Source organism: Bacillus salacetis, from assembly GCF_049177075.1.
Classification (GTDB): domain Bacteria; phylum Bacillota; class Bacilli; order Bacillales; family Bacillaceae_B; genus Rossellomorea; species Rossellomorea salacetis_A.
Window position 1 is genome coordinate 739,134 of record NZ_CP185377.1, and the last position, 22,992, is coordinate 762,125.

Sequence of the window (22,992 nt, forward strand, 5' to 3'; positions counted from 1 at the left end):
AGGGGGAAGAGGATGGATAAGTCTGAAACAAAAGAAGAACAAGAAATTAAAATAGCTCCCATTGTCGCCATCTTAATTTCAGGTGCTTTTGCAGCGATTTTAAATCAGACACTCCTGGCCACGGCCTTGCCTCATATTATGAGAGACTTGGACCTCAGTGCCAATACTGCGCAATGGCTGACAACGGTATTTATGCTGGTGAACGGTGTGATGATTCCCATCACGGCTTTTCTGATTGGGCGCTATACGACCAGGACGTTATTTTTAACTGCGATGGGACTGTTTGCATTAGGAACCCTTATTTGCGCAATCGCTCCGAATTTTTTCTTTCTGATGATCGGCAGGATTGTGCAGGCATCCGGAGCCGGCATCATGATTCCATTGATGCAGACGGTGTTTTTTGTTATTTTTCCGGTTGAAAAACGCGGGTCCGCCATGGGGCTGTTTGGATTGGTCATTTCATTCGCACCAGCCATCGGACCGACATTATCCGGCTATCTTGTCGATCAATATCCTTGGCGCGTTCTTTTTTATATTGTACTTCCAATTGCCATAATTGATTTTATTATCGCTTTTTTTGTTTTGAAAAACGTAACCAAACTAACGAATCCAAAACTCGATATTCTATCGATTATCTTGTCTACATTAGGATTCGGCGGAATTCTATATGGATTCAGTACAGCGGGAACCGCAGGATGGGGAAGCGCGCAGGTCATCTTGTCGCTGGCTCTTGGGGCCCTGATCCTTTATATCTTTATCAAAAGGCAGTTCAAGCTGGATCAGCCCATTCTTGAATTCAGGGTGTTTAAGTTCGGTATCTTCACCTTGGCGACCATCATTGGGATGATCATGTTCATCGCGATGATTGGAGGGGCAACGATCCTGCCGATCTATATGCAGAACATGCATGAATTCTCTGCCTTTGAATCGGGCTTGATGCTCTTGCCGGGGGCCCTGATCATGGGGATCATGAATCCGATCAGCGGGAGGATCTTTGATAAGTTCGGGGCCAAGATGCTTGCGATTGTAGGACTGACAATCACAACCATTTCTACGTTTTTCTTTACGAATTTAACAACCGAAACGACGTTTACCTATATGGCTGTTGTCAATGCGGTAAGGATGTTTGGGGTTGCTCTGGTGATGATGCCTGTTACCACAGCGGGATTGAACCAGCTGCCGCCAAGTCTCATTCCGCATGGTACAGCCATGAACAATACGATGAGGCAGATTTCCGGTTCAGTCGGGACGGCCTTGCTTGTCACCATCATGACGAACACCGCTTTGAACCCGGCTGAGCACGGAATGCAAGGGCTTGTTCACGGAGTCAACGTTTCCTTTATCGTAGCAGGAGCGGTTGCAGGAATTGGAATCATCCTGGCTTTCTTCCTGAGAAAAACAACCCCAGCGGAAGAGTGACGACCCGATATTTGTCGAATCATTCGAGTGTGAAATCCAATCGATTTTACACTCGTATTTTTATTTGTTGGGAAAAATGTGATGAGGGTGAATAAAGCGGGGTGCCCGTAGATTTTTTATGGGATTGTAATTTACGGGCACTTCATACTATTGGTTCCTTTAAAGTCATTCTGATCTCCTTTAATTTCTCATTATATATTTCAGCAGCCAAAAGAAGGTCCATTAAAACATCCTATTATGCAGGCTGGCACGGCGGTCGAGAATATCATCTTGCAGCTTCTTGGCATGAGGGTCCTTATTGTTGTTGAGAAAAATTTTAATGATCGCTAACATGTGAGTTCCTCCTTCATTTTTTTAAAACATCATATTATACAAGCTTGCGTGTCTGTCGGTGATTTGGTCTTGGATGCGCTTTACTTCCACATCATTATTCTTCTTGAAAAAAAGTTTCACTTTCTGTTTCATCTTCATCTCTCCTTCCTACCACTAGTGTAGTCAGAATCACGTTTGGAATTAACATTCGTTAGGATGTTTTTGATTCAGACTTTAGGAGGAGACCTTCTCGGCAAAACGCAAAAAAGGTATAACCGTCCAAACGGTTATACCTTAATCATGTCTTAGCCCTGACTCAATTTGAGCCGCTGCCAGCACTCGCTGCCGCCGCCGCACCGGAAATGGCTGCGATGGATGCGGCCTGCTGTGCCTGGATAAGGGTTTCGATTGTTGTGTACAAGCTGGTCTCGACCATTGAAGAATGCTCAATTTTATCAGAGATATAAAAGCTGACGGCCATCATGAAATTTATATCTTTATGCCATTTGAATTGTTTTTCAGCATTCAATGTCTCCCATATATCTTTTATGCCATGCAGATGATCCCGGCTGTCCGATAAGAAGGAGAGGACAGCCATCTGCGGATAAAAGCTGGCTTTCGGTTTAATACCCAGATGCTTCATACTGTCATATAGCGCTGTACAGCGGGAAATCAAGTCCTGTTGGTCAGGATTTTCATGAAGGGACAGGATATGGCTCATGCTCTGCAGGTCATTGCCTTTCCGGAATCCTTCCTGGTCAAGTTTATTGTAAAAGTCCTCGATTTTTACAATCATGGAATCCAATTCCTGGTTCCGCTGGGCGAGAAGTACAGCCAATGGATAATCGCTTTGCCCGGTAAGGAAAAAGTGTTCTTCGCGCATCTTTTTATAGATATCTTTGGCAGCAGAAGCAAGGTCAGCCCTTCTGCCTTCATGGGTCAGCATTGCCATGGCGGAGATATAGCTGAAAGTCCCTCTGCTGAATCCATTTGCGATTAAGTCTTCATAGGCCTCGATAAATTGTGCGAAAGTTTCTTGTGGATTTTCAAAACGGGTATCAAGCATAGCCGCAACTGTAAAGCGGAGCTGGGATTTCAAAGTTGAAAATATACCGACCTCATTCTTGATGAATTCGGAAAGGTCCTGATAATGGGCGATATCGAAATCTCTTTCATTGGTCACATATAAAGAGGCAGCCATCATGAATGTCCTGCTGTCCGATACTTTCCAGCGGAGACTGGATTTCATTTGTGAATATATATCCTTGTATCTTTCAATCTTGTTCATTACATCGCTCATCTTTAACACTTCCTTATCAGGTTCTTGTTGATTGTATATACGGGTGATCGCCGGCAAAAGTTCCATTTTTCAATCAAATAGATTACATTAAGGAGTAATAGTAGAAATATTCAGGTAAATGAGAGGGGAGAAATAGAAGTATGGTGTCAAGTTCGGATAAGTTCAAGCGGTTTGCGGAAACAGAGTGCCGGGGATCAAGTGATTTATATGAACATCTGGCTATAAAAATAGCAGAAGATAAAGAGGTTCTGGAATTATGCAGCAGTGCAAGGGAGGGACAGCCTGTTCCAAACCTGCTGTTAGGGGCCGTTCACTATCTTTTGATGAAAGGTTATGAGCACCCGCTGAAAGAATATTATCCAAGTGTTGTAAGTGAACCTAAAGACCATAAAGAAGCATTTGTGCCATTTAAGGATTTTTGCCAGAAGTATAAAAAGGAAATCATTCACCTTTTGGAGACGAAGCTAGTCCAAACCAATGAAGTCAGGAGATGCGCTTATCTTTTTCCGGCGTTTTCTTATGTCTATGAAAAAATGAAAAAGCCGCTTGCACTTATAGAAATCGGAACCAGTGCAGGTCTTCAGTTGATGTGGGACCGATACAGGTATTCTTATGGAACTGGTGAACTCTATGGAAATATGGATTCAACAGCCGAAATAAAGTCTCAAATAAGAGGGGACCAATATCCGGAACTTTCAAATTCCGTTCCTCCTGTATCCCATCGAATCGGCCTTGATTTACACATTAACGATCTGACAGATGATGAAGATTACTTTTGGCTGAAGGCATTGATATGGCCGGAACATGAAGACAGAAGAGAGCTGTTTGAAAAGGCGGCTGAATATGTGAAGCCTTCATCTATTGAATTAATTGAAGGGGATGGCATTGAAATGCTTCCCCGCATTGTGGAGGAAATTCCTGAAGAATCTGTTCTCTGTGTGTTCCATACGCATGTGGCAAACCAAATTCCGATAGAAGGCAAGAAAAAATTAAAAGAAGAGATCGAGAGAATAGCCGGCAGGAGGGAAATCGTCCATATTTATAACAACATGGAGGACAGGGAGCTGCATCTTGATTATTTTATTGGCGGAGTGGAAAATAAAAACACTATCGGACAGACGGAAGGACACGGAAGATGGTTTGAATGGAAGGTAAAACGTGAATAATTACTATATGGAGGGTTATGTGTTGCAAAAGGACAGTCAGCCAATAAAAGCCCTTCACGGACCTTGGTAAATTCTCATAGCTTTTTGATTAACTTCAACTGGGAGGTTTTCTTAATGCAAGAAGGAATTCATCCGAATTATGGAAAAGTCGTTTTTATGGATACAAACAGCGGCTACAAGTTCCTGACAAGCTCTACGTTGAAATCATCCGAAACGATCGAGTGGGATGACGGCAATACTTATCCGCTCATCAAAGTCGAAGTCAGTTCAGACACACACCCATTTTACACGGGTGTCCAGAAATTCGCCGACCGGGGCGGCCGTGCAGACCGGTTCATGAAGAAATACAATATGAAGCGTCCCGAAGATAAGTGACAGTCACCACCCGGTTTTTGTCGAATGAAATCATAACAGCCGCTTCCTTTTAAGGAAAGCGGCTGTTATTTTTATTGAAGAGTAAATTCGTATTCGACATTGTTCGGGTGGTGACTGTCACCATCAGTGAAGCACGGCGTGTTTGCGTTGGATTTTATCGTTGTTGCGTGTTTTTCTGTTGTTGATTGCATTTTTGATGAATGGGATTGCAAATCTGTCAACCCCGAAGTAGTAAGCTCCGCCGCCGGCGAATAGCAGGATGATGGCTGCTGTGTAGAGTACAGGGTTTGTGCTTACTGTTCCTGCCATCAGGAAGTTCAGGTTCATGAAGGCCCCTGCAAGTAATGCCGGGATTGTGGCTGCGCCAAGGATCAATCCAAGTCCAACCAGTACTTCGCCCCAAGGAATAAGGATATTGAATAGTTCTGCATTTGGAAGAGCGGCATTTTCAAGGAAGCCTGCGTACCAGCCTTGCACTGCGGGGTGATCTCCGGTTGCTTTGGCAATCGCACCTTGTAAGAAACCTGTTGTATCAAATCCATCTGTTACTTTATGCCAGCCGGCTTCAATCCACTGAATACCAAGCCATACTCTTATTACAGTCCATACAGTTGCAGCTTGAGGAGTTTTCCACCATCTCATTTTAAACATCTCCTTAGTATTTTGTGAAGTTTTTCACATAGTCGGTTAAAAAAATTTGAGATAAAGCCGGCCAGCTTTTTTAATTTCTAGAGAGTATCTTTTAAGTTTGTGAAATTTTTCACTTACTCTCTACACTTATAATATACTCCCGTCCCTGCCATTTGGCAATGGTTTTCACATTTCTTTCACAATTAATTTTTTTGGGGGACTAAGGTGTATAGACATCAGTATTAAAAAAAATTCAAACCTTCCAGTCAGCATATCTTTCTAAAACTTGGGTATAGATTTGTAATCCAATCTGAGGAGGCTGAAAATGAAAGCTGTAACATACCAAGGTTCGAAGGATATTCAAGTCAAAGAGGTTGAAGACCCGAAGATTCAGAAGCCGGATGATATCATCGTTAAAATCACATCGACTGCGATATGCGGTTCTGACCTTCATTTGTATCAAGGAAACCTGCCGCTGAGACCCGGCTATATTATCGGACACGAACCAATGGGAATTGTGGAGGAGACTGGACCGGATGTCACGAGAGTGAAAAAAGGGGACAGGGTCGTCCTGCCGTTCAATGTTTCCTGCGGACACTGCTTTTATTGCCAGAATGATATGGAAAGCCAATGTGATAATTCAAATCCACATAAAGATACCGGCGGTTACTTCGGCTATACAGAACAGTATGGCAACCATCCGGGCGGACAGGCAGAATACTTACGGGTGCCATTTGGAAATGCAATGCCGTTCAAGGTGCCTGAATCCTGTGATTTAGCGGATGAGGCCTTGTTGTTTATGTCTGACGTACTGCCGACAGCTTACTGGAGCGTTGAACACTCAGGAATGAAACCGGGTGACACGGTCATTGTCCTTGGGTGCGGTCCAATCGGTTTGATGGCGCAAAAATTTGCCTGGATGAAAGGTGCCGGCAGGGTCATTGCGGTTGATAATCTTCCTTACCGTTTAAATAAAGCAAAACAAAATAATAACGTTGAAACATTTAATTTTGATGAATTCAAGGAAATGGGACAGCACCTGAAAGAAGTGACAGGAGGCGGTGCCGACATCGTCATCGACTGTGTCGGTATGGATGGCGAGAAGAATGCTGTTGAAAAAGTGGAACAAAAACTGAAGCTGCAAGGCGGAACCTTGAGTGCCATCAATATTGCCAAAGATGCTGTCCGCAAGTTTGGTACCGTCCAGCTTACCGGCGTGTATGGCATGATGTACAACATGTTCCCGCTCGGAAATTTCTTTGAACGAAATGTTACCTTGAAAATGGGGCAGGCTCCAGTGGTTCACTATATGCCTGAGCTTTTTGACAAAATCACATCAGCAGAACTGAACCCGACAGAAATCATTTCCCACATCATGCCGATGGAAAAAGCGGCCGACGCTTATAAAATTTTCAATGACCATGAAGACGAATGCATCAAAGTCGTCCTGAAACCATAAGAATGACAGTTACACTTGGAACTTTATTGCGAATAATTAATTTTTTAAACAGCCCGCCTCCTAATGATGAGCGGGCTGTTTCATGCTGCTCAAAGATCGTTCATTCGACAAAAACCGGGCCGTGACTGTCACTCCAAAGGAATCTCAAACATCCAGAGCATAGCAGCAGCGATTAGGGCTGACAGGAAATAGGCGAGAAAAGGGCGGGAATAGTGCAGGCGGATCATGCTGTACATAACAATGTAGAAGAATAAATCCATCCAATATTCATATCCGTGTTGAAGTAAGAGCCTGTCGTACTTATAAAAGGGGTACTCAATAATAAGTGAGGCAGCCGCCCAAAGCGTTATGTATCTGAATTTCTTTAACCTAGAAGCCGTAAATGGATAATAAGTAAGGAATAACAGAGTAATGGCAGGAAGATTAATAAAAGAATACAAGATGTCCACTATTATATGTGATTTGGGGTAAAAATCCGGGTAATACTCCCATAACATTTTATTCTGTGCCAAGTGGTTATACAGTAAATTACAGATGGTGACATACATAATAGTAAGATGATATTTTTCCCATTCACGCCAATTCCCTTTAATAAATGCAAATAAAGAGAGGGCTGTTGTTAAGACAATATGCATAGGTTCACCTGCGTTTGATGTTTTAGTACTAGTTTGCACTAAAAACATGTAAATATGTGGAAATTCATTTAAGCATCTGACCCGCTGTCATTGCCAAGAAAGCGAGCTGCCAGGCTGATAAAGGAACCAATCAATGCACTCCCGATGATATCAGACGGGTAGTGATGTCCGACCCAAATCCGGGAAAGACCGGTCAGCGTGGATAACCCCGTCAAAACTGCACCTGTTGTTCGGTGATAAAAGCTGATGGTCGCAGAAACAGCAAATGCAAGCAAAGTATGCTTGCTCGGAAAACTTGAATTTCTCTTTGAAGGGATAAGTATGCCGACCCTGCTTTTGACAAAAGGACGGGGCCGGAATGAAAACAGTCTGATGATGTAGCTGATAATTAGAGAAGCGGCGGCTGATACGAGGGCATGTATAGTAACAGATCTATTTTTGAACCAAAAAAACAGCAAAACAAAGAGATATACATACCGGACCCTGTTGGATACAAGAATCATTAAATAGTTTATAAGATCAGTTCGTTTAGAGAGTGAATTCATTGCCCAGAAAAGCCTTTGATCCATTATGTTCAGTCCTTCCTATAATACCTGCTGTGCCGCTGTGAGGTTATATAAAATTACTCTCCCCTCACTTCATGAAACTATACTGTAAACGAATTCCCATTGTAAAAAATATTAGAATCCCTTACGATTTCATATGAATCAAGAATAGACGGAAAGATACATATTGAAAGGAAGTCACGTTAATGGTTATACAAATGAAGGAATCCTTGCCGCTTTCCCCATCCAATGATCCTTGGGAAGCCTATATGGATGTAAAAGAGCATGGGAAAATGACACTCTCCAGTGTTGAGTTCACGACAACAACGCTTTGTAATATGCGGTGCAATCATTGTGCGGTAGGCTATACTCTGCAAAATAAAGATCCCGATGCACTCCCAATGGAACTTATCTTAAAAAGGCTTGATGAAATTCCACATCTTAGGACAATCAGCATAACGGGCGGCGAACCGATGATGTCCAGGAAATCGGTTGAGAATCACGTACTGCCGCTCTTGAAATATGCGCATTCCCGTGGTGTAAAAACTCAGATCAATTCCAATCTGACGCTTCCATATGAAAGATACAAGGCGATTGTTCCTTATTTGGATGTTCTGCACATTTCCCATAACTGGGGAACGGTCGAAGAATTTGCAGAGACCGGATTTGCCCGGATGGAGCGGAAACCCTCAGAGGAGCATCGCGCAAATTATTTTCATCGTATGGTAGAAAATTCGAAACGGCTTTCCAGCGAAGGGGTCATGGTATCCGCGGAAACGATGCTGAATGGAAGAACCTTTCCTTATCTGGAGAAAATACACGACCATATCATTGAGATGGGATGTACCAGACATGAGGTGCATCCTATGTATCCAGTGGATTTTGCCAAGAACTTAGAGACACTGAGTATGGAGGAAATGCGTGAGGCCATCAAGAGGCTGCTCGATCACCGAAATCAGGAAATCTGGATGCTGTTCGGAACCCTCCCGTTCTATCCATGCAGTTCATCAGCAGAAGAATTGGGGCTGTATCAACGTCTCCTGACAGAAAAAAATGTCACAGTGAGAAATGACCCCGATGGACGTTCCAGGTTGAACGTCAATATTTTTTCGGGAGACATCATCGTTACCGACTTTGGCGATGAACCAGGACTCGGCAACATACAAGATACATCATTGCCTGAAGCTTACGACCGCTGGAACCAAACCAAAACAGCACAGTCCTTGAACTGCCACTGCCCCGCAGTGAAATGCCTGGGCCCGAATGTACTCGTCAAAAACACGTACTATAAAGAAACTGACTTTGGAACACGGTCCGCCCAAATCGGGTAGTGACAGTCACACCCCGAGATTTGTCGAATATCAGCCATTAAAAAACATCCCCGCTGAGGAGCAGCGGGGATGTTTTTGTGCAGTGTCGCATTAACGCGCTAAAAGGGACAGTCCCTCTTAGTACGTTAATGCGTTAGTTTACTGAATTACTGTTCTGATTCCTCCATTTTAGAGAGGATTTCGTTGACTCTGGAAAGCATGGTGCCGCTGAATAAGATTGTGGCAATCAAGCTCAGCAAAGAGAAGAAGATCAAGACAACAAAATGATTTTCAGTACGCATAATTAACCTCCGCAATTGTCAGATGAGGTATATTATTCCAACCACCAAAAGTTTTATACCAAATTTTGTTCTTTCCTAAAGCTCCTTTTAAAGATCCGACATATTACGGGAAGTGACTGTCACCAGAGAAAATGTTTACCTCGGTAACTATTTTGTGTTATACTCAACTGCGGAATTGTTTACTTAGGTAATTAATTTGAGGTGTTAGAATTGGAAAAGAATACACATGAGTTATTTCATGCGGTCAATCAGCTTTCGAGACGGCTGACGAAGCATTTGAACGAAGCACTGGAACCTTACGGGCTTTACAGTGCACAGTGGTCTGTACTCTATATATTGAAGGAAAAAGGAACATTGACACAAAGGGAACTGTGTGAATATCTTGCGGTGGAAGCACCCCCGATGACCCGTACCATCCAACGGTTATTGAAACAAGGGTATATTCAACAGGTATCCAGCACTGAAGATAAGAGAAAGAAGTTCATTTCATTATCCTCGGAAGCAGAAGCTCAGTTTCCGATTTGGGAAAAAGCAGTTCTGAAGAAAAATGAGGATCTGTTAAATGATCTCCCGCTATCTACACAAGAAGCATTGAGGAATATCGTAACTGATTGGTTAAAACAGATTTAGAAAGAGGTCATGCATCATGAATGAAACTAGACCGCCGTTATGGACGCGGAACTTCATCGGTATCAGTATCAGTAATTTCTTTTTATTTATGACATTTTATTTTCTGCTCGTGACAATCCCGATCTTTGTGGTGGATCATCTGGGAGGGGAAAAGTCGCAAGCGGGCTTAATGATCACGGTCTTCCTGATCTCTGCTATAATTATCCGTCCCTTCTCGGGAAGATGGATTGAGAAATTCGGGAGCAGAATCATTCTCCTGTGTTCATTAGTCCTATTCTTTGGAGCAACATTGCTCTACTTCCTGGCGGACAGTGTCGGGATACTGCTGATGGTTCGATTCTTGCATGGAATCGGCTTTGGGATGGCAACAACAGCTGCAGGCTCGATTGCAGCCCTCACTGTTCCGGACTCCCGGAGAGGGGAAGGGATGGGATATTTCATCCTATCCACCAATTTCGCCATGGTTATTGGTCCGTTCCTTGGGTTGACGGCCCTGCAAAATTGGGGAGTGACGGCCATGCTGCAAATTGCCGGCGGAGCTGCATTTATAGGCCTCTTATCAGGATTGTTAATCTCCATTAAGGAAGATAAGAAGGATAAAGTGACACTGCCTCCGTTAAAACTGAAAGATGCGATCTTTGAGGTGAAGGCAATTCCGGTTGCTTTGACAGGTGCTTTTTTTGCCATTGTTTATTCATCGATCCTCTCCTTCGTTTCCGTCTATGCAGGAGAGTTGGGGCTAAGCCATGTGGCCAGCTATTTCTTTGTTGTGTACGCAGTGGTCCTCTTGCTTTCAAGGCCTTTTACTGGCAAGTGGTATGATCTCCACGGGCCTAACTTCATTGTATATCCTGCCATTGTCTTATTTGCGGCAGGGATGATCATTCTTGGTACTGCTGATTCAGCAGTTTTATTCCTGACTGCTGCAGCCTTTGCAGGATTGGGCTGGGGAACATTGTTTCCAACGTTCCAGACCATTGCTATTCAGGCAGCTCCTCCAAAAAGGGCAGCCATGGCAACCGCCACATTCCTATCGATTTTTGATATAGGAATCGGACTTGGCTCTTTCCTGGTCGGCCTGGCGGCAGCAAAAATCAGCTTTGGCAGTTTGTACACATACAGTACCGTATATGTACTTGGAGGGCTTCTCCTTTATTACTTCCTGCAAGGTCATAAACTGAAAAAAGGCAAAAGGAAAGAAGTTAATGCCGCTTAAAAAAGTCAGCTTTTACAGCTGGCTTTTTTGTTTGAAAACTTTTCCAATAAAATCACGAATTTCATGAATATACCAGTTTAAAGAGGGTATAACATTAAAAGTATTTATAAAGGAGGGCATTTTTTTGGCAGATAAGAACAAGGATACGAAAAAGTCTAACGAAAATCACGTTAATGATGATACGCTGACAACGCGTCAGGGCCATCCTGTTTTTGATAATCAAAACATCCGCACGATTGGCGACCGCGGGCCTGCAACACTTGAGAATTATCATTTTATCGAAAAGATTTCCCACTTTGACCGGGAAGAAGTGCCGGAGCGTGTTGTTCACGCACGCGGATCTGGAGCATTCGGTTATTTTGAAACGTATGGAAAAGCCGGGGATGAACCAGTAGAAAAGTATACCCGCGCAAAAGTATTCTCCGGGGCCGGGAAGAAAACCCCGTTAATGGTCCGTTTCTCTACAGTGGCAGGGGCCAAGGACTCTCCTGAAACAGCTCGTGATCCCCGCGGTTTTGCTGTGAAAATGTATACGGAAGACGGAAACTGGGACCTTGTTGGAAACAACCTGAAGATTTTCTTTATCCGTGATGCGATGAAGTTCCCTGATATGATTCACGCATTCAAAGCGGACCCAGCTTCCAATGTACCAAACCCTGAAAGAATGTTTGATTTCGTTTCCCGTACGCCGGAGGCAACCCATATGATTACATTCCTTTTCTCACCTTGGGGAATTCCAGCTACATACCGACACATGCAGGGATCTGGGGTTAATACTTACAAATGGGTGAATGCTGAAGGTGAAGCTGTTCTTGTGAAATACCACTGGGAACCAAAGCAGGGGATCCGCAACTTAACCCAAGACGAAGCGGATGAGATTCAGGCAAAGAACGTGGGGCACGCCACTCAGGACTTATATGAAGCGATAGAACGAGGCGATTATCCAGAATGGGAGCTGTTTGTTCAGATCATGGAAGACGGTTACCATGAGGAACTTGATTTTGATCCACTCGACGATACAAAATTATGGCCTGAAGATAAGTTCCCATGGCTGCCGGTGGGGCGTATGGTCCTTGATCGGAACCCGCAGGATTTCCATGCCGAGATTGAACAGGCTTCCTTCGGGACAGGTGTTCTAGTGGATGGAATGGATTTCTCGGATGATAAAATGCTCCAAGGCCGCACATTCTCTTATTCTGATACACAGCGTTACCGTGTCGGGGCAAACTATCTGAAGCTGCCTGTAAATGCGCCAAAATCACCTGTTCATACCAATCAGCAGCGAGGGCAGATGGATGTACGTGACCCGAAAGAATCCGGAGGAAATCCTCACATTAACTATGAGCCTTCCATGCTGGGCGGTTTCAAAGAAGCAGGCACGGAAGGCCGTGCACCGCATAGACCGACGTACAATGCAGCGGCTATGACTGCACCGATCGACCGTCCCAATAACTATGGACAGGCAGGGGACACTTATAGAAGCTTGGAAGATTGGGAGCGCGATGAATTGATTAAAAATCTGTCTGGTGCCCTTGCAATCTGTGATAAGAAAATACAGGATGCCATGATTGACCACTTCACACAGGCCGATGAGGACTATGGCCGCCGTGTGAAAGAAGGCGTCGAAATGAAAATGAAAGAAATGAAAGAGATGAAGGACGTTGAATTGGATAAAGTTCCTGGCCGTGAATCAGGAAAAACAAGATATGGCCAAGGTACACTGGCTGCAAATAAAGCAGCAGAGGATGCTTCGAAAAAAGGCCACGAAGCCGATCCATATTAATACTTTTCATAAAAACCCGCCATTCGGCGGGTTTTTTGATGCCCTGGTGACAGTCACACCCCGTTTTTTGTCGAAAGAAAAACACCTTGATAATATTTTTATGTAACATTTATTACAAAATTAAGAATACATTAAAAACATATAACAAACTTGTAAAATAAATGTTGCAAAGTGATTACAAGCAGTTGTATAATCTTCCTAAGATTCAAAATTTTTACAAAAAAGAAAAAATAAGGGGTGTCTGTATGAAAAAAAGGTTTTTGTCTTTACTGGCTTTGTTTCTGGTATTGAGTATGTTCCTGGTTGCCTGCAACGGTAACAATGGCGGCAACTCCAACTCAAACTCAAACGGAAATGAAAATGCAAATGGAAACGGAAATTCGAATGACCAAGGAACAAGCGAAGAACCAAGAGCACAAGTACTTAACTTGCTTGAAGGCTCGGAAATCCCTTCAATTGATTCCACATTGGCCACTGATACTGTTTCTTTTGATGTAATGAATAACGTCTTCGAAGGTCTTTACCGCCTTGGAGAAAATGATGAGCCAGTCTTGGGGATGGCAGCAGAAGAGCCGCAAGTTTCTGAAGATGGCAAAACCTACACCTTTAAGATCAGGGATGCAAAATGGTCAAATGGCGACCCTGTAACAGCAAAAGATTTTGAATACGCCTGGAAAAAGGCATTGAATCCTGAAACGGCTGCAGAATATGCATATATCATGTACGACATCAAGAATGCTGCAAAAGTCAATGGCGGTGAACTTCCTCTTGATGAACTAGGGGTAAAAGCATTAGATGATAAAACATTGGAAGTCCAGCTTGAGACAACAGTTCCATATTTCAAAGGACTGCTGACTTTTGCGACTTTCTATCCGCAAAATGAGGCTTACATTAACGAAGTGGGTGACCAATACGGTCTTGAAGCCAATACAGCCATCTACAATGGTCCATTTGTTCTTTCTGACTGGAAACATGAACAAAGCTTCCAATTCAAGAAGAATGCAGATTACTGGGATGCAGCAACTGTGAAGCTTGAAGAAGTCAACTTTAATATCGTTAAAGAAACAGCTACACGTGTTAATCTATATGAAACAGACAAAGCAGACGTAACAGGTCTTACTGCAGAGTTTGTTGATCAGTATAAAAACGATGCCAACTTTAAAACGAAGCTTAATACAGGGGTATATTTCTTGCGCTTGAATCAAAGGAATGAAGTGCTGGCAAATGAAAATGCACGAAAAGCCATTGACATGGGCTGGGATAAAGAAGGTATGGTGCAAGTTCTGTTGAATGACGGATCTGTTCCTGCTTACTTCCTTGTTCCAGGAGATTTCGTGGCCAGCCCGGATGGCCAGGATTATCGTGAGCAGAATGGCGACATGGGAGGATTCGATCCTAAAGAAGCCGCAAAACTTTGGGAAACTGCTTTGAAAGAGTTAGGGAAAGATAAAGTAGAGATGGAGCTGTTGAACTATGACAGCGATAATGCCAAAAAGATTGGGGAGTACATCAAGGAGCAGCTTGAAACAAACCTTAAAGGCCTAACAGTTTCCATTTCTCAGCAGCCGTTCAAACAAAAATTGGATTTGGAATCAAAAGGGGATTATGACTTCTCTTATGCGGGCTGGTCACCGGATTATCCAGATCCAATGACATTCCTTGACATGTTTGTAACGGATGGAGCTCATAATCAAATGGCTTATTCCAATAAAGAGTTTGATAAATTGATAGAAGATAGTAAGTCAACTCTACTTGCTGATCAGGCTGCCCGTTGGGAAGCAATGCTTGAAGCGGAAAAAATCTTATTGGAAGATCAGGCAATCAGCCCAATGTTCCAAGATGGATCTGCCTATCTTGAAAAAGAATATGTACACGGCATCCTTCGCCACAACTTTGCAGCGAACAATTCTTATAAATGGGCTTACATTGAGTAAAAGCTAACGAGGCACGCTCCGGTTCAATACTGGAGCGTGTTTTTTTTATTGTTCGTGAGAGTGAAATAGAAGGCTCTCTTCTCTTGAAAATAAAATGAAATTGGAATATAATGGCGTAATATTTATTTTTAAGGGGGGAGCCGGTTGAGACAGGATAGGGCGGTAGAAAGCATCTCCGAGAGCTTGAAGAAAGATGAACTGGTTCAGGCAGTCTTTTTAAAAGGTTCGATGGGAAGAGGGGAAAATGATGAGCATTCAGACGTCGACCTCTATGTCCTTGTAAAGGAGGAAGATGAAAGGGCATTTCTTGAAAGACGAGTGGATCATCTGAAGTCCTATAGGAATCTATTATTCTATGATGATATTTTCATTATCGCCCCGCAGATCATTGCGGTGTTTGATGATATGCTCCATGTTGATCTGTTTACTGTGACAGAGAAGAATTTTAAAGAGAAAGACTATTTCAAGGTCGTATATGATCCGGATAACCTCATGGGGAAGTATGAGGCGACACAGAATTTATTGTTATCCCCAGAGGAATTCTATGAGCTGGTAATCGATGTTCCCTGGTTTCTGTTTCAATACCGCAAAGCCTATAACAGAGGGAATAGTTTGTGGGGGATAGAGGTGCTTCAGCACTGCATGTTCAAGATGGCCAAGGTGCTCCTGCATAGGTACAGGCCGGAAAGGGCACAGCTGGGGATGAAGGCTCTGGAGGCGCAGCTTCCGGATGATATCTTGAAAGAAGTTAATGAAATCTATAACTCTATGAATCCGAAAAAGCATAAGCATGCAGCTGACCTGATCATCGATTTATATTCCAGGGAACTTAGCTGGATAGAGGAAAACCTTCCAGATGACAACGCCGTGATTTTTTTCCGGAAGATGGCGGAAAAAATAGAATAAGTGACCCTGAGTCACCAGCAAAGAGAAGCCTTTCCAAAGTGCTTCTCTTTGTTGTGTAAGGATGAAGCGGATCTATTTGAACTTTTTGTTATAAGTTAAGCAATTTATGAAACTTTTTAGGGCATACATTCGTGAATTAATAAGAGGATTTAATTTTTAACATAATTAGAGGAGGGGATGGATTTATGATAGACTTCCTTTTTGGACTTATTTTCTTAGCGGGCGTCTACTATTTGGTGAGATATCGGTTTAATTTAAAAAAGGCAGCCGAATCGGCACCGGCCGCACTGTATCCAAAGAGTAAGGAAGAGTTCTCGGGGATCCTTCTTCCTGGTGAGTGGCTGGAAATGGAGCCGCTCAATAAACAGTCCAAGTCTTATAGAGTGGTTAAGTGGGGGACTTATGCAGCCTTGGCAGTCCTCATGATCCTGTTGGGGGTTGTTCTTGCCACCGACTGGATGGAGCCCCAATTCTTCAGTTTTTCCTATATGTTTTTCATGATTCTGAGTGCCGTCCGGCATAGAGGGAACTTTTTTATTTTGCCAGAAGGAATCATACTGAATGCAAAATATTATTCGTTCTCAGAAATTAAATATTATGAGACTGAAAGAATCATTCGCTGGCATGAACTGTATGGTCTTGACGAGCGTGTTAATAAGGGTTATAAGCTGGACTTTAAAATAAAGAACAAACTGTTTCAACCAAGCTGTGTGGTCATTGAACATGAGGAGCAGCTCAACAAAATCGCGGGGCTGCTGAAAAAGCAGGGAGTCACCGGGGTAGAGAAAAAAACCTCATGATGAGTGACAGTCACGACCCGGTTTTTGTCGATTGATGTGAAGGAGGAGAATAAAGTGAACCCATTAATTTGGACCGTACTATTAATTTTGGCTTTGATAGTCTCTGGTATTTACGTTTACAGGAAAAGGAAGGCTGCGGGGATAACAGGGATCAAGACGGCCCTGACCTCCATCTGCTTTTACCTGATTGCAGTGACGAACCTGCTGGCCCTGTGGTTTGATTTCATCGGACTGGTCAGCTGGATGGTGACATTGATCCTGCTGATTGCCGGGGCTTACTTTACAAGATATTTACCGCCGCATAAAACGGAGGCGGAGTAATTGGACCGGGTGTGGCCTGCCGACACAATTCGGGTTGTGACTGTCACCAAAAACTAATTGTATATTTTTCCAACACGTTTTATAATAGTTTATGATTCTATATTTGAAAGGAGGTTCACCCTGTGATGAATGGTATCCCTGAAAGTAAGTCTGCAATGAAAATTTTTGATACTTTCCTTTTCAAAGGGACCAGTCTGCCCTTTTTTAAGTCGAGTTCAATAGTTTCATTGCATACCGCACAGGGTGAGCTTTTATAGATTTTTCCTCGTAACGATCAAATTGCGGGGAAAGTTTGAAGCCAAAAAGACACCTATCGTGGGATAGGTGTCTTTTCTATGAATAAAAACAGGGATACCACCTCTTCGCAGGGTGGCCGAAATCAGGAGGAGTAAAGATCATGAACTTGAATTTATCAATTTTTAAGAATAAAAGTTTTTTGTATTACTGGATCAGTACTTGGATTTCTTCATTGGGAGACTCCATTTTTGTCATAGCTCTCACATGGCTTCTTGTGGAAGAAACCCAGTCCCCATCAGTCGTGGGGACTTACCTGTTTATCTTGGGGGCATCAAAAATCCTGTTTGTTCTGGTGGGAGGTGTAATTGTCGACCGTATTGACCCCAAAAAATTACTTATCCAGTCAAACGTGCTGAGGGCCATCATCATCCTCGCCTTGGTCGTTTTGTTCGTGAATAAGGAGGCCATCTGGATTTTCTACATTATCGGTGCGGTGTTTGGGATGGTGGATTCCATAGCAGAACCAGCGGGAATCTCATTCAGGACGCGAATCGTCGAAAAGGAATACTATACCCAGTCGATGGGACTTCTAATGACTGCCGGGAATGTTTCAGCCGTGATTGGACCGATGATAGGTGCCGGGCTGGTTGCTATCGGCAGCACCAATTTTGCAATCATGGTAAACGCGGTAACGTTCCTCATCTCGGCACTATTATTGCTTCTGGTTAAAGCGGCAAAGCCAGAAGAAGAAACAGAAAGTGAACCTATGTGGAAAAGTGTGAAATCAGGATTTCATTATTTCGTGACGACCCCCATCATCACAACAATGGCTGTTTTTGCTTTCTTTGCCAATGCAGCTGTGGGGGCGACTTTTGTCAGCATCCCGTTTTTGGCGGATGAATTGAATTTCGGGGTCGAAGGTTTCGGGTTGATGAACACGGCAATTGGAATCGGCAGCGTTGCGGGAGCAGTATTGTTTTCTGTTTTTACAATAAAGAATCCCAAACCTTATATGACGCTGCTGACATGCTTCCTTCAGGGAATTGTCATCATGCTGATTGGGTTTACGGGAAATCTGTGGGTCATCATCACATTGATTGCCCTTATGGGTCTGCACGAAACAGCTGTCAATGTCATCGCTCCCAGCGTGAATCATACGATTATTCCGCCAAGGATTTTCGGCAGGGTCATCAGTGTCATGATTCTCGTTATGTCCGGGTCGGTCCCGATCGCCCAGGCAGCAGCTGGATGGATGATGGAGTGGACTGCGCCGCAGGATGTTTTCATCTATGGCGGACTTCTCGAAATGGGGGCGGCTCTGTTGACGTTTTCGCTTCCATTTGTCAGAAATTATGGAAGGGAAAGCAGTTTTTCTGCAGAACAATAGAGTAACAAGCATCTGTCACAGGTGAGCAGTTGCTGACAGGTTTGCGGGGCGGCATGGTGCTAAACTGAAGAAGCAAGGGGGAGTTGGGATGGAAATGCTGCTAAGGATGAATGAGTGTATCGATTACATCGAAGACAACCTTCAGCGAAAAATTGAACTGCAGGAACTAGCAAGGATTACGTATAGCAGCAAGTTCCATTTTCAAAGGATGTTCAGCATGCTGACAGGCTATACAGTGACAGAGTATATCAGAAAGCGCAGGCTGACAATGGCCGCACAGGAGCTTTCCAACACCGGCGCAAAAGTGATTGATGTGGCTCTTCGATACGGCTATGAAACGCCTGAATCTTTTTCTAAAGCTTTCAGGCGGGCGCACGGTGTTTCGCCATCCCAGGTGAGGGAACGGGAAGTTTCTTTGAAGGCATTCCCTCGCATCTCTTTTCAAATTCTGCTAAAAGGGGAGAAAGAAATGAATTACAGAATCGTTGAGAAAGAAAGCTTTAGAGTTGCGGGAATCGGCAGAAGGGTATCGACTGCCAATGGTGAAAACCATAAAGAAATTCCAAAATTCTGGGATGAAGTGAATGGGAAGGGCCTTGACAGGGAGATCTATGAGGCTGCGGGAGCTGAAGATATCCTGGGATTTTGTATGGAGTTTGATCATGCAGATGAAGAGTTCACTTATTTCATCGGTGCGGAAACAAATAAAGATCAGGCAAAGTTCGAGGTGAAGCAGATTCCGGCTGCGGCATACGCAGTGTTTGAATCAATCGGTCCGATGCCTCATGCCATTCAAAATGTATGGCAGCGCATCTATTCCGAGTGGTTCACGTCTACAGGCTACGAACATGGCGGCGGACCTGAATTCGAGCTGTATCCTCCAGGTAATGTTGACAGCGAGGACTACCGCTGTGAAGTCTGGATTCCAATTATGAAGAAATAAAAGTAAGGCTATCTCCAATGGGTAGTATTCCTGTGGAGATAGCCTTTTTATTTTCTATATCGTTTTTCCAGAATATATCGCTGCATCCCTTTTGTCAGATCGATTGCTTTTGATTCATGAACTTTTGCGGCGTCGGCCTCTCCCTTTTTATGAAGCAGCTCTGCTTTGACGGCTTCCTTCATCCATTCCTTCTTCAGCGTGGAGGCCAATTTCCCGGCATCATCCCATTGTCCTTCTTCTACTTTTAATAGAGCTTCATAGTATTGGCGCGCCGAAAGGTCCTTTATGTGTTGAATACTTTCCTTGACTGCTGCCAGGTTCTCTTGGTGGGCGGCATAGGCCACAGTGAAAACTGCTGTCATCTGCGGGCTCTTATACTTCTTTTTTAAAATGGAAAGGGCTTCTTCCATTTGATCTGTCTCGGAGTTAGCAAGGCTGAAATAAAATTGAAGAATTGGCTGCCTGGTTCGGCGTTTTAAGTATTCTCCTGTGTTACCGGTATTCCTTGAAAAATACATGTACCAGACAAAAGGAACGTAAATGATCAGAGTTACGGTTAAAAAAATCAACACCGCTGTCTTCCAAAATGGAATCTGCAAGATATCCGTCAGAAATCCAAGCAGGATGGCCGCGATGATGATAAGGATGTACTGCTTCTTGGAAAGCATATTCTTTCCTCCGCTCTTGTATATTTCTAAATTATTATAATGGATGAAGTGAAAAGGGGATATAAAAATTTTCAAACCCGTTTCCTTTATTTCTTGCTGTTAATCCTTTATCCTAAGGAAAAAGTTTGATAAAAGAGGTTAAAAATATGAAGCAGATATATAGTGATATCATACAGTTCCGCGGGACGCATTTTGATTTTGGATACATGCAGGGAGAGAAAATAAAAGATTCCCTCACTGTCATTAACAGGGAAAATCAATGGAAAGTCCGCAAGCCCCGTTTTTCGATAAAAATCGATGAAGTAAAACAGGCGGTAACCAAGTTCGCTCCGGGTGTCTGGGAGGAACTTCTTGGCCTGCAGGAAGCTCTTCAATGGCCGATGGAACGGGTTTTGAAGGAATTTGGTGGATACCGGCTTGACTATGTAAAATCCGGTTGTTCAATTCTGACGGGGGACAATTATCTGGTCCGTAATTATGACTACCATCCGAAAACATATGAAGGACGGTATACCTTTTACCAGCCAACCGACGGCCAGGGCTATGCCATCATCGGGCCGAGCCAACGGGTAACGGGACGAATGGATGGGATGAATGAAAAAGGTTTGTCCATCGGATACAACTTCATGCACCGAAAGAATCCCGGAGACGGTTTCATTTGCTGTATGATTGGCAGGTTGATCTTGGAGTCTTGCGCTGATGTTGAAGAAGCGGTTGCAATGCTGAAGGAAATTCCGCACCGCCATTCCTTCAGCTACATTGTCCATGATACCAGCAGTGAAACGTTTATCGTGGAGACTTCCCCTCGTGGTGTGCAGGTCCGTCAATCTAATGCCTGCACGAACCATTTTGAGATCATGGTGGAGGAAAACCGCAACCATTTGGTAGACTCCAAGCGCCGGCTTGAAGTTATGCGGCAAGGCGAAAGCAGTATCAACAATGCATCGGAAGCGTTCAGGCTGCTGAATGACAGTGATAAAGGAATCTTTTCTGACTTGTATGGAAGCTGGGCTGGGACCATCCATACATCTGCTTACTTCCCTAAAGAATTGAAAGCATGGTTTGCGCTGGGCGGTGATCGGGAACCTGTGGAGTTTGATTTCCGGAAATGGCTTCAGGGCGAAGACCTAGGGCTTGAACGGATCACAGGAGAAGTGGACACGGATATTCCATTTATCCATATGGACAAACATGGGGATTGGAGCAAAAGGTAGTTGATATTAAAAGGCCTGTCATTCTGAATTCAATCGGGAATGACAGGCTCTTTTTATAGATGAAAACCATTTATATACCCTTTATGAAAATACATAAACCTAATTGTGATCTAAAACATGTTTCTTTTCGTTAGCTTAGTAATAAGTTGAGCTGATGGTACTTATTGGCTATCCTTAAATCATCCAAGTCAAAATTTATTAGAGGAGTATTTATGACAGAAGCACTTAAGGATATTGAATTATATCAGAAAGTTTTGCATAACAAAGATTCCTCGGCACTGCGTCAGCTTTACCGAAAGTACGAAAAGCTGATCTATTCTTTTTCCTATAAAATGACGGGGAATCAAGAAGCAGCAGAAGAGGTGGTCCAGGAAGTCTTTATGAAGCTTTGGAAGAAGCATGCTCCATATGATGAAAGCAAAGGAAAGTTTTCTTCATGGCTTTTGACCATGACCAGGAACGCCTGCCTTGATGCACTGCGAAAATATAAAAAGCATGAGACTGTGGAGTACATTGAAAAGGATTCACTGCAGGTCACCTACGAAACACCTGAGGATATAGTTGAATGGAAAGAAAAAGGGACTGCTGTCCGAGAGTGCATTGCCCTTTTGAAAAAGGAGCAGCAGCATATCGTTCATCTGTTTTATTTTAAAGGAAAGACTCAGCAGGCTATTTCAAAGTCCATGGATACGCCGCTTGGTACGGTTAAAGGGAGGATCAGGCTTGCTTTAAAACATCTGCAGCAATGTCTGCAAGGGAAAGGAGGGAATTTTGAGTGAAGGAACAGCATTGTGACCGATTGCTTGATTATTACAATGAGCATTTGTCAGATACAGAGAGAAAAGATTTTGAGAAGCATCTGGCTGAATGTGATGAATGCAAGGAGAGTCTTCAACAGCTTCATGAACTTGAGGATTTTCTGCCTTATGTTTCTGAGCCAGTTGAGCCGCCAACAGAATTGGAGGAACGGGTGTTCAAAAATATCCTTGGTGAAGAAGCTGAAAAAGAAGCCTCCTTGCAGCCGCCGGCCCGAATAAGAAGAAGGTGGATCTTCCCTGCTGCAGCAGCCCTGCTGGCCGTATCGCTGCTGGGGAATGCTTACTTCATTACACAGCTCGAAGGTCAGAAAGAGACAGCGGGGATTCAGGAATCCATTCACCAAGTAGTAAAATATGCACAATTAGCAGCGGTAGAAGGTAATGCCAAGGGAACAGCAAGTATTGTGAAACAAGGTGATGAAACAAGACTGGTCGTGCAAGCTTCTGAACTGGAGAACCTGAGCGAAACCGAGGTATACCAGGTCTGGTTAATTAAGGACGAGAAGCCTGAACGTGCCGGTACATTTACTATAGAAGATGGAAACGGTTCTGTTATCTTCAATCTTAATGAGGAGTATGAGAATGTTGACTGGGATATGGTTGCCGTATCGCAGGAACCGGATGCCAACAGTCAACTTCCCCAAGGAAACATCGTTCTAGCTTCAGAACTATAGACTGAACG

23 protein-coding genes are annotated in these 22,992 nt (G+C 43.6%); 17 read left to right on the forward strand and 6 right to left on the reverse strand.

From position 1 onward, the window contains the following. Positions 1-12 precede the first annotated feature (12 nt). Positions 13-1,419: a DHA2 family efflux MFS transporter permease subunit gene (locus ACOJQI_RS03755; protein WP_421383707.1), complete on the forward strand. Its 1,407-nt coding sequence runs from the start codon at positions 13-15 to the stop codon at positions 1,417-1,419. 628 nt (positions 1,420-2,047) lie between these two features. On the opposite strand, the gene ACOJQI_RS03760 is transcribed toward ACOJQI_RS03755, so the two are convergent. After that, positions 2,048-3,031, reverse strand: a complete 984-nt coding sequence (locus ACOJQI_RS03760) for a DUF4003 family protein (protein WP_421383708.1) — start codon at positions 3,029-3,031, stop codon at positions 2,048-2,050. 140 nt (positions 3,032-3,171) lie between these two features. Here ACOJQI_RS03760 and ACOJQI_RS03765 point away from each other — a divergent pair, with 140 nt between their 5' ends. Beyond that, positions 3,172-4,197, forward strand: a complete 1,026-nt coding sequence (locus ACOJQI_RS03765) for a DUF2332 domain-containing protein (protein WP_421383709.1) — start codon at positions 3,172-3,174, stop codon at positions 4,195-4,197. Positions 4,198-4,311: 114 nt separating this feature from the next. Next, on the forward strand, positions 4,312-4,572 hold the full coding sequence (locus ACOJQI_RS03770; RefSeq protein WP_421383710.1) for a type B 50S ribosomal protein L31: 261 nt from the start codon (positions 4,312-4,314) through the stop codon (positions 4,570-4,572). A 123-nt stretch (positions 4,573-4,695) separates the two neighbouring features. On the opposite strand, the gene ACOJQI_RS03775 is transcribed toward ACOJQI_RS03770, so the two are convergent. Next, positions 4,696-5,214, reverse strand: a complete 519-nt coding sequence (locus tag ACOJQI_RS03775) for a DoxX family protein (RefSeq protein ID WP_421383711.1) — start codon at positions 5,212-5,214, stop codon at positions 4,696-4,698. A 313-nt stretch (positions 5,215-5,527) separates the two neighbouring features. On the opposite strand from ACOJQI_RS03775, the gene ACOJQI_RS03780 reads away from it, so the two are divergent. Further along, positions 5,528-6,661 carry a zinc-dependent alcohol dehydrogenase gene (locus ACOJQI_RS03780; protein ID WP_421383712.1) on the forward strand — a complete coding sequence of 378 codons (1,134 nt, stop codon included), beginning with the start codon at positions 5,528-5,530 and terminating at the stop codon, positions 6,659-6,661. A 128-nt stretch (positions 6,662-6,789) separates the two neighbouring features. Here the strand turns inward: ACOJQI_RS03780 and ACOJQI_RS03785 are convergent, their stop codons facing one another. Together ACOJQI_RS03785 and ACOJQI_RS03790 are read right to left on the reverse strand one after the other, a co-directional pair. Then, on the reverse strand, positions 6,790-7,296 hold the full coding sequence (locus tag ACOJQI_RS03785) for a CBO0543 family protein (RefSeq protein ID WP_421383713.1): 507 nt from the start codon (positions 7,294-7,296) through the stop codon (positions 6,790-6,792). A gap of 68 nt (positions 7,297-7,364) precedes the next feature. Then, positions 7,365-7,865 (reverse strand): undecaprenyl-diphosphatase, encoded by a 501-nt coding sequence (locus ACOJQI_RS03790; protein WP_421383714.1) that lies wholly within the window; start codon positions 7,863-7,865, stop codon positions 7,365-7,367. Between the two features lie 182 nt (positions 7,866-8,047). Here ACOJQI_RS03790 and yfkAB point away from each other — a divergent pair, with 182 nt between their 5' ends. Further along, complete coding sequence (yfkAB, locus tag ACOJQI_RS03795; protein ID WP_421383715.1) at positions 8,048-9,172, forward strand: radical SAM/CxCxxxxC motif protein YfkAB; 1,125 nt, start codon at positions 8,048-8,050, stop codon at positions 9,170-9,172. Positions 9,173-9,318: 146 nt separating this feature from the next. Here yfkAB and ACOJQI_RS03800 read toward each other — a convergent pair whose 3' ends face one another. Beyond that, entirely contained in the window at positions 9,319-9,453 is a 135-nt protein-coding gene (locus tag ACOJQI_RS03800; protein ID WP_421383716.1) for a hypothetical protein, read from the reverse strand. 210 nt (positions 9,454-9,663) lie between these two features. Between ACOJQI_RS03800 and ACOJQI_RS03805 the strand changes: the two genes are divergently transcribed. The 9 genes from ACOJQI_RS03805 (at position 9,664) to ACOJQI_RS03845 (ending at position 19,610) form a co-directional block, all read left to right on the forward strand. Further along, entirely contained in the window at positions 9,664-10,083 is a 420-nt protein-coding gene (locus ACOJQI_RS03805; protein WP_421383717.1) for a MarR family winged helix-turn-helix transcriptional regulator, read from the forward strand. A 16-nt stretch (positions 10,084-10,099) separates the two neighbouring features. Further along, on the forward strand, positions 10,100-11,299 hold the full coding sequence (locus ACOJQI_RS03810) for an MFS transporter (protein ID WP_421383718.1): 1,200 nt from the start codon (positions 10,100-10,102) through the stop codon (positions 11,297-11,299). Between the two features lie 124 nt (positions 11,300-11,423). Beyond that, positions 11,424-13,082, forward strand: coding sequence for a catalase (locus ACOJQI_RS03815; RefSeq protein WP_421383719.1), 1,659 nt, complete (start codon positions 11,424-11,426; stop codon positions 13,080-13,082). Positions 13,083-13,327: 245 nt separating this feature from the next. Further along, complete coding sequence (locus tag ACOJQI_RS03820) at positions 13,328-15,016, forward strand: peptide ABC transporter substrate-binding protein (RefSeq protein ID WP_421383720.1); 1,689 nt, start codon at positions 13,328-13,330, stop codon at positions 15,014-15,016. Positions 15,017-15,160: 144 nt separating this feature from the next. Beyond that, positions 15,161-15,922, forward strand: coding sequence for a nucleotidyltransferase domain-containing protein (locus tag ACOJQI_RS03825; protein WP_421383721.1), 762 nt, complete (start codon positions 15,161-15,163; stop codon positions 15,920-15,922). Positions 15,923-16,107: 185 nt separating this feature from the next. Continuing rightward, complete coding sequence (locus ACOJQI_RS03830) at positions 16,108-16,722, forward strand: hypothetical protein (RefSeq protein ID WP_421383722.1); 615 nt, start codon at positions 16,108-16,110, stop codon at positions 16,720-16,722. 54 nt (positions 16,723-16,776) lie between these two features. Beyond that, positions 16,777-17,043: a hypothetical protein gene (locus tag ACOJQI_RS03835; RefSeq protein WP_421383723.1), complete on the forward strand. Its 267-nt coding sequence runs from the start codon at positions 16,777-16,779 to the stop codon at positions 17,041-17,043. A gap of 397 nt (positions 17,044-17,440) precedes the next feature. Beyond that, positions 17,441-18,667, forward strand: coding sequence for an MFS transporter (locus ACOJQI_RS03840; protein ID WP_421383724.1), 1,227 nt, complete (start codon positions 17,441-17,443; stop codon positions 18,665-18,667). An 88-nt stretch (positions 18,668-18,755) separates the two neighbouring features. Continuing rightward, positions 18,756-19,610, forward strand: a complete 855-nt coding sequence (locus ACOJQI_RS03845; protein ID WP_421383725.1) for an AraC family transcriptional regulator — start codon at positions 18,756-18,758, stop codon at positions 19,608-19,610. Between the two features lie 47 nt (positions 19,611-19,657). Here ACOJQI_RS03845 and ACOJQI_RS03850 read toward each other — a convergent pair whose 3' ends face one another. Next, positions 19,658-20,278, reverse strand: coding sequence for a hypothetical protein (locus tag ACOJQI_RS03850; protein WP_421383726.1), 621 nt, complete (start codon positions 20,276-20,278; stop codon positions 19,658-19,660). A gap of 146 nt (positions 20,279-20,424) precedes the next feature. Here ACOJQI_RS03850 and ACOJQI_RS03855 point away from each other — a divergent pair, with 146 nt between their 5' ends. From ACOJQI_RS03855 to ACOJQI_RS03865, 3 genes are all read left to right on the forward strand, one after another. After that, the gene (locus ACOJQI_RS03855) at positions 20,425-21,492 is read left to right on the forward strand and encodes a C45 family autoproteolytic acyltransferase/hydolase (protein WP_421383727.1); all 1,068 of its coding nucleotides are present in this window, start codon (positions 20,425-20,427) and stop codon (positions 21,490-21,492) included. 212 nt (positions 21,493-21,704) lie between these two features. Continuing rightward, complete coding sequence (locus ACOJQI_RS03860; protein ID WP_421383728.1) at positions 21,705-22,271, forward strand: RNA polymerase sigma factor; 567 nt, start codon at positions 21,705-21,707, stop codon at positions 22,269-22,271. Further along, positions 22,268-22,984 (forward strand): anti-sigma factor, encoded by a 717-nt coding sequence (locus ACOJQI_RS03865; RefSeq protein WP_421383729.1) that lies wholly within the window; start codon positions 22,268-22,270, stop codon positions 22,982-22,984. The genes ACOJQI_RS03860 and ACOJQI_RS03865 overlap by 4 nt, the downstream gene beginning before the upstream one ends. Positions 22,985-22,992 lie beyond the last annotated feature (8 nt).

Coding starts and splice junctions, on each gene's coding strand:
- ACOJQI_RS03755 (WP_421383707.1), top strand. CDS start 13: ATGGATAAGTCTGAAACAAAAGAAGAACAAGAAATTAAAATAGCTCCC.
- ACOJQI_RS03760 (WP_421383708.1), bottom strand. CDS start 3,031: ATGAGCGATGTAATGAACAAGATTGAAAGATACAAGGATATATATTCA.
- ACOJQI_RS03765 (WP_421383709.1), top strand. CDS start 3,172: ATGGTGTCAAGTTCGGATAAGTTCAAGCGGTTTGCGGAAACAGAGTGC.
- ACOJQI_RS03770 (WP_421383710.1), top strand. CDS start 4,312: ATGCAAGAAGGAATTCATCCGAATTATGGAAAAGTCGTTTTTATGGAT.
- ACOJQI_RS03775 (WP_421383711.1), bottom strand. CDS start 5,214: ATGAGATGGTGGAAAACTCCTCAAGCTGCAACTGTATGGACTGTAATA.
- ACOJQI_RS03780 (WP_421383712.1), top strand. CDS start 5,528: ATGAAAGCTGTAACATACCAAGGTTCGAAGGATATTCAAGTCAAAGAG.
- ACOJQI_RS03785 (WP_421383713.1), bottom strand. CDS start 7,296: ATGCATATTGTCTTAACAACAGCCCTCTCTTTATTTGCATTTATTAAA.
- ACOJQI_RS03790 (WP_421383714.1), bottom strand. CDS start 7,865: ATGGATCAAAGGCTTTTCTGGGCAATGAATTCACTCTCTAAACGAACT.
- yfkAB (WP_421383715.1), top strand. CDS start 8,048: ATGGTTATACAAATGAAGGAATCCTTGCCGCTTTCCCCATCCAATGAT.
- ACOJQI_RS03800 (WP_421383716.1), bottom strand. CDS start 9,453: ATGCGTACTGAAAATCATTTTGTTGTCTTGATCTTCTTCTCTTTGCTG.
- ACOJQI_RS03810 (WP_421383718.1), top strand. CDS start 10,100: ATGAATGAAACTAGACCGCCGTTATGGACGCGGAACTTCATCGGTATC.
- ACOJQI_RS03820 (WP_421383720.1), top strand. CDS start 13,328: ATGAAAAAAAGGTTTTTGTCTTTACTGGCTTTGTTTCTGGTATTGAGT.
- ACOJQI_RS03830 (WP_421383722.1), top strand. CDS start 16,108: ATGATAGACTTCCTTTTTGGACTTATTTTCTTAGCGGGCGTCTACTAT.
- ACOJQI_RS03840 (WP_421383724.1), top strand. CDS start 17,441: ATGAACTTGAATTTATCAATTTTTAAGAATAAAAGTTTTTTGTATTAC.
- ACOJQI_RS03845 (WP_421383725.1), top strand. CDS start 18,756: ATGGAAATGCTGCTAAGGATGAATGAGTGTATCGATTACATCGAAGAC.
- ACOJQI_RS03850 (WP_421383726.1), bottom strand. CDS start 20,278: ATGCTTTCCAAGAAGCAGTACATCCTTATCATCATCGCGGCCATCCTG.
- ACOJQI_RS03855 (WP_421383727.1), top strand. CDS start 20,425: ATGAAGCAGATATATAGTGATATCATACAGTTCCGCGGGACGCATTTT.
- ACOJQI_RS03860 (WP_421383728.1), top strand. CDS start 21,705: ATGACAGAAGCACTTAAGGATATTGAATTATATCAGAAAGTTTTGCAT.